Origin of the sequence: Lactococcus sp. UBA7128, from assembly GCF_002492185.1 — a bacterium.
GTDB classification, from domain to species: domain Bacteria; phylum Bacillota; class Bacilli; order Lactobacillales; family Streptococcaceae; genus Lactococcus; species Lactococcus muris.
Genome location: NZ_DKXK01000080.1, coordinates 35,946 through 42,307, shown reverse-complemented (window position 1 = coordinate 42,307; position 6,362 = coordinate 35,946). Strand labels below are relative to the sequence as shown.

General features: G+C 39.5%; 5 protein-coding genes. All 5 read right to left on the bottom strand.

Translation table 11 applies throughout. The features are described 5' to 3' along the window. Positions 1 to 236 precede the first annotated feature (236 nt). Positions 237 to 1,343 carry a WxL domain-containing protein gene (locus tag B4H39_RS08930; protein ID WP_251421319.1) on the bottom strand — a complete coding sequence of 369 codons (1,107 nt, stop codon included), beginning with the start codon at positions 1,341 to 1,343 and terminating at the stop codon, positions 237 to 239. Between the two features lie 14 nt (positions 1,344 to 1,357). After that, a complete protein-coding gene (locus B4H39_RS08925; protein ID WP_251421321.1) occupies positions 1,358 to 3,385 on the bottom strand; it encodes an RTX toxin in 2,028 nt (675 codons plus the stop codon). 12 nt (positions 3,386 to 3,397) lie between these two features. Then, on the bottom strand, positions 3,398 to 3,970 hold the full coding sequence (locus tag B4H39_RS08920; RefSeq protein ID WP_271328190.1) for a hypothetical protein: 573 nt from the start codon (positions 3,968 to 3,970) through the stop codon (positions 3,398 to 3,400). Beyond that, complete coding sequence (locus B4H39_RS08915) at positions 3,967 to 4,989, bottom strand: DUF916 domain-containing protein (protein ID WP_251421326.1); 1,023 nt, start codon at positions 4,987 to 4,989, stop codon at positions 3,967 to 3,969. Before B4H39_RS08915 ends, B4H39_RS08920 begins: the two co-directional genes overlap by 4 nt. 65 nt (positions 4,990 to 5,054) lie before the next feature. Continuing rightward, positions 5,055 to 6,191: a DUF916 and DUF3324 domain-containing protein gene (locus B4H39_RS08910; RefSeq protein ID WP_251421328.1), complete on the bottom strand. Its 1,137-nt coding sequence runs from the start codon at positions 6,189 to 6,191 to the stop codon at positions 5,055 to 5,057. Positions 6,192 to 6,362 lie beyond the last annotated feature (171 nt).

Here is a 6,362-nt window from a genome sequence, read left to right as displayed (position 1 = left end):
ACTTTCTGAGTCTATAGTATAAAAAAAGGTCAAATGAAATGAGTGTTTGATGAGAAAAGCGGAGGGAACTTCCATGTGGGTTGACTTCTGGCTTCCGTAGTCCGTGCCTGAAAAGTGGACAAAAGAAGCTCCAGTCTAGGCTGGAGCTTCTTGACTTCATGAAAGTACTTCTCACTTTCTCTTTTTACAATTCTCTATCCCCTTTTATTTTTTCATGTGGTTCATCACAGATTTACTTAATTACTTGGTACGTCAGATAAGGTCCAAGTCAACCCACCTTGATATTTTGCTGCATATTGTTGAGTAACAGGTACCTCTAGATAGATACCTTTCTGAGTTGTTCCATTCCAATTTTGGCTCAGATTAAACGTGCCGCCTTTTGTTCCTGCAAGCTCGCTATGAACGAGTGTGTTATTGGCTGACAGCATTGTTTTGTTTACACCATCAGCACTAAACCAAAGCGCTCCAACTAACGACCGTCCTCCTGCAAGAGCTACTCCTGACTCATCCACCTCGACTAAAGGATGATTTTCTTTTACAAACATTGTCCATCCTGTATTTTTAGATACCTCTCTTGTATCAGTTACCACAACATCCTGATCGTAGCTTGGAAACGCTCTTAGGCTGCTTGTTTTAACTTTCAATTGTCCAAAACTCATTATTGAGGGTGCGCTTGTAAAGTTAAGGCTTCCGCTAAAAATTGTGACATCTACAGACTTAGAAAGTGTTTTATCAGCAGCAGAGAAGTTATAAGTAATGGGGACAACGTCATTTGATGCAGCATTCTTTAAAGCAGAAAAATATTCGCCCGCATTAGCTAATACTGCTGGAGAAACAGTGCCGTCTGCCTGATAAGCTTTTGCACGCGTGTAAAAGTCAAGTTTTTCTTGATTCCTGCTCGCTCCTATTTCATTGGCTATATCTTGTCCCAATGTCACAGGGTAAGCATTCACAGCCTTTTGTCTGTCTGAAGATATGACCGCTTCATCTGCCACAAGGACGAGATGTGCCTGTGCCTTTTCATAGCTTGTCGTCCATGTGACAGGAATGTCAAGATAATCTCGACCTTCTAAACCAGCATTTGCTGTCTTGATTGTATTCGCATCAAGTTGAAGTCCTGCCAGATTTTCTCCAGCAACATTCATAAGAGATTTCAGCTGACTTTCAGTGAGACTTTTTGCGGTAGTTTCTGAAATAATTATATTTTGGGCTGAAAGTTTCAGTGTGATAGTGATTGTAGCCTTTTGAGAAATGTGAGGCACCGCTGCAGAAATTTTATTTGTAGTGATACTATTTAGAAGAGCAAGTGATAAAACTACATTTATTATAAAAAGACGTTTCATTTTTCTCCTCTTCTTTATGCTGGACCGTGCGCAAGGGTATATTTAAAGATACCAGCTCGTGTCCCTGTTTGTGAAAGTAATGTGTTTTTTGCTCTAATCCTTATGCCAGCTGAGCTTGGAACATTCACGGTATAATTTTGACCAGCATTAGCCATCGAAATATAGGACGGAAGCTTTGCATCCGAAGTAACAGATACAATGGGAAGTGCTATTCCTTTCCTAAATTCTGCCGTATTCTCCTTATTTGCTGGATCACTCCAGTAATAGCTCAGACGGTCAGAAAAATTATTTTCCATCATGGTTACAGTAAGATGAAAATTAGGCGCCTGTCCCCTATCATCTCCTAGAACGAGTCGTTGAGCTGCGTTACCATTGATCAAATTTGACCAAGACCCGTTAGCAGGTGTCCCATTAGCATCATTCGGATTGAGTGATATATTAAAAGTTCGTGTCATAGAAGATTGCCCTGCATCTAACCAGAGCCCAATTGGCTGGTACCAAGAAATATAGCGGGCATTATTCATATTAACTAAATCCACTCTAGAATAGTTATTCGGCGTTAATGCAGAGTCTGTAATAGCACCCAACCCCGTTATTCGGCCTGTATTTTGCCTGTACCAAACATCACGCGTTCCTAAATTATTTCGATTAGGTGCCACTAAATCTAACTTTGCTGTATCAAAGCGTGCTGCTGTCGTTGAGGTATGTGTTCTTAAACCCCTTCCTGTAATTGTGATTGGAAAATTATTATTTGCATTCACAGTATAATCAAACACTGAACCCCCAGCCGTGTTTAAGGTTACGACCTTAGAATCATTAAGCATCATACCGCTTCCTACTCCTGGACTTCCAGCCACGAGACTCGCTGTTGTTTTCAAGTTATTTAAGAGTAAGCTAGCATTTTGCCCAATGTTCCAGCGCACAACTCCTGTACCTACAAAACCATTGAGATTGATGTTTCCACCGCCAGTAGTTACGGCAAGTCTGCCGTTATTTCCGATATTCAGTGTCCAAGAGTTATTGGCTACAGCTAAAAACCAGCCTCCGTTGTTTCGTGCAGCTGTATTTTCTGTTCCTTTGATATCAAAGGAAGCATTATCACCAATATCCCAAACCATCGGACCACTATTACCATCATCATAATACATACAATATGTATCATTAAGATTCCAAACCAAACGCGCATTATCCGCAACTTTCAGTGTATGAGCGTTATTATTATAGGTATAAAAAGGTTGATCCCAGCCCCAGTTTTGGTTTAAAGTTGTCGTCCCTGAAACAACTTCAACCCACTTCCCACCTTGAATCCACTCCCCTTGATTATCAGCGCCGGTCAAGCCCACCGTGGTCATATTATTATTTTGTCGGATATTAAAGGTATTATTACCGAAAAACAATATTCGACCGTTGTCATTACGGATAGGTTGAGCACCAGCTGTTGGTGCTCCATTGCTCACTGTAACATCTTGATAGACAAAGGTTGGTTCAGAACCACCTCTTCCAACAGACTGAAAAATTCCTCCAGTAATATTGTTTATGATGTAGGCATTTTTCACCTCCAAGACCGTAAACTGTGAAACACCTGAGTTTGGTACACGGAAAGGACCTCGGATATATCCTGCCCCTGCACCAGAACCCGCCCCTGCTGTCGTGTAGTTGGTATCTGTATCAAGATAAAGTCGTCGTCCATTCCCATTGATGGATAAACTTTTGCCCTCAACAATCGAAACGCCATTATTGGTATTTCCAGTATTTGCGTAATTATAACCTCCAATATCAGGAGCGCCTGGCACATCTCGAACAACGTTAAAATAGACTGTCCTGTTTGAAGCAGCATTGGGTCTAACATGATGGTAGGTATCCATCATATCTTTCCAACTGTCCGTATCATAGTAAGTCGCTCCTGCCTGACCTGTGATTGCCCCAGTGGTATCAATACGGCCGCTTAACACTGCTGCATCTACATTTCTTCCGATTCCGAGCAGTATCAAAATCATAGCTGTTATAAAGAATGGAGCAAGATATTTTTTACTTAATGTCATAAATTCATTTCCCTATAGTCCTTGAACAAGTGTATTTGTGATTGTTGCTTGATAAGCGCCGGGCTTTATTTCTCGTGTGGTGTCCAATTGCATTTCAGCAGTGACACCTCCACTCTTTTGGTTTCCCTGAGCGTTTCTCTGTCCAGTTAAGACCCTTCCCGCTTGCCCAAGGATATTGACAGCAGGATTTCCCTTTATCGTGCCAGAAGCATTGTCTGCAACGCTAATCTTAAAATATTTTAAGGGTAAAACCGTTGGCTTACCATTAATATTTCCTGTAAACTCACTTATCTTTTGCTGCAAATTATAGCCATTAGAATTCCCTGTGATATTGACGATAGTATAGGGTTGCGTTCCTTTAGTGCTTATAGCGCCAGTTGTCGTAGCTTCTGTATTTGAAAAGTTAAAGTCTGGAGCTTGAGTAAGATATAAGTTATCTGTCGCAGGTGCAGTGACATTAATATATGTATCCGCACTGCCATTATTTGTATCAATCTGTACATCTGCATGAACAGGTGAAATAAATGTTACGTTAGCTATAAGAGTCAAAGCTGTATAAAAAATGAGTTTCATTTTTCTTTTCAATTTTTCTCCCTTCTTCGCTTTAGACTATAACTAATAAACCCAGTCACTCCCCCACCTAGAGCCAAAGCACCCAGCCATAAAAAGTTTGCCTTGGCTTTTTGTTTAGCACTTTGGGGGCTAACCTGAACCTTGCCTTCACTGTCCACTCTAAGCAGATAGACTTCTTTTAATGTTTTGTTCTCCTGCCTCGCTTCAATATCTAGTTTATACTCGCCACCTTTGTCCAACGCTTTTTTCACCTGTAAAGGGAGGAGAATATCGGCATAAGGTACCACTGTTCCCGAAGGATAATCTAAGCTTGAATAAAGATTTCCCTTTCTATCTTTTATAGATACACTGAGCTGAGTTTTCTCTTGCAATACATTCTTAGTATTTTTAAGACGAATGAATTGTTCATCTGTTTTCATCTCACCAGCTGAAAGCGCGAGAGAGGCCGACTTGTCCCGTTCACCAGACTGCAAAATCAGAGCAAAAGCTGAACTATAAATGTTTAATAAGCTTTGTTCTTTCTCTACCTCATTCGCACGTCGCGTCACATTGATCCCCCCTATTGCAATCTTATTTGTCCAAGAACTAGGAATTCTAACTCTCAGAGGAATTTTTTTAGACTCTCCCGGCTGCAACACTACTGTAGCACTTCCTGAACCTTTCTTTTCGCCAATCAAAACATCTCTGTAAAAGTCAAAGACTTTTGTATGTGAAAGAAAGTTTTTAGTTTCGTCTTCTTTCAAGCCATAGTCTATAACAAAATTTGAATTCGTGATGGCTTGATTTGATGTGATATAAAATGTATTTTTCTGCTTGCCGTTGTTTATTTGGATGTATAAAGTGAGTTCTTCACCACTTTTGACATTTAACCACCAATACCCTAATTTATCGTCTATCTGACGTTCTTCAAGTAGAGGACGTGCTGAGAAGTCTGCTCCTGCATTTTCTTGGGCAGCGATGCTTTCTCCATTTACCATCAAACCCAAAAAGCTCGTTAGGAATAAGAGTGAGCATATTGTAATTTTCTTCATTTCTTTCATCCTTAGTGTCTAAAATACAGCAAGTTCAGCTAATAAGTAAAACAGTGATTGCTTCCTTAATTCTCGATATCTTTTTCATTCAATCTTTTCTCAAGTTCAGCTATACGTGCTGTTTTCTCATCCTCCTCTTGGTCTTTTTTGCGACGTTTCCAAAGGATAAAGAAGAAGATAAGAATGAGGAACAAGAAGATGAGAACAATGATTAACCACTTAATCCAAGAACTGTCTTGCTTTATGGTGACATCTTTCGCATTAAGCTCCCGCGCTTTGTCCGCTGTAATTTCGAAATCTTGTACGAATGTCCATTCATATTTGTATCTTGTTTCATTGCCTTTTTCATCTTTGACCACATAGCTTCCATTTTCATCTTTTTGCCCGTGCACAACCATCTTCATTTGATATTTACCCGGTTGTAACTTCTCTCCATTCAATGACAAAGGGTAATCAAAGTTGGAGTTGGGAGCCATCTGCATCATCTCTTTGCTTGACTTATATTCCAGCTTAGGGTTGTCAATACCTTTGACAGTTGCTGAAAGTTGCATCTGATTCAGATAGCCCATACTTGGATTTTGTAAGTTGGCATTAATCACATTTCGATAATTGACTTGACCTGCTGAAACTTTTGTGAGTTTGAGATCCGGAGCCACTTTTTCATTTGATTGACTCAGCAAAAGGGCAATAACATAGGCATATTCATTTTGGATACTGATTCCTTTTGTATCTGCTGTCTTTTTTGAACCTTGCTTTTCTTTATAAGTAAGTCCTCCGGCCATATAACCTTTGAATGCCGAATCAGGCATTTTGACAGTAATCTTTACAGTTTTTGTACTTTTTGGCTCTAGGACTATTTCTTCATCAAGTTTCACATAGTCCTTCATATTATATTTTAAAGAAGCATCAGGTTTTATACTGTTCGGGGAGTATTCCACTACACCATTCAAATTTGTTGTTGCACTGGCTAGTCCTTGCTCAACAGTAACTGATTTATCTGTTGAGTTACTCAGCTCAACTGTAAGCGTCTGTGTTTGACTGGGATTCATTAAGAGGTCAAAATACGAAGCTTTACTTGCTTGATTGTCAGGAAGTATGGCCTTGACACTAAAGTTAAATTGGTTGGCAAAGGCTGGATTTACAAAGATAAACATCCCTGCTAGAGCCAATATAAGAGTGACCCACTTTTTTAAGTTTTTCATTTTTTGTTTAACCTCGATAATAATCTGCGAAATACAAATAGTAATTTTATAAATAATGACTTATTTTCTTCTCTCTTTATTCCACAAGAGAGAGGAAAATATAATTTGCTGAAAAATTTAGAGTGATGTAATCTTTTTAAGGAAGGAGTCTCAGCTTAAACTTTTCAGCTG

Coding starts and splice junctions, on each gene's coding strand:
- B4H39_RS08930 (WP_251421319.1), bottom strand. CDS start 1,343: ATGAAACGTCTTTTTATAATAAATGTAGTTTTATCACTTGCTCTTCTA.
- B4H39_RS08925 (WP_251421321.1), bottom strand. CDS start 3,385: ATGACATTAAGTAAAAAATATCTTGCTCCATTCTTTATAACAGCTATG.
- B4H39_RS08915 (WP_251421326.1), bottom strand. CDS start 4,989: ATGAAGAAAATTACAATATGCTCACTCTTATTCCTAACGAGCTTTTTG.
- B4H39_RS08910 (WP_251421328.1), bottom strand. CDS start 6,191: ATGAAAAACTTAAAAAAGTGGGTCACTCTTATATTGGCTCTAGCAGGG.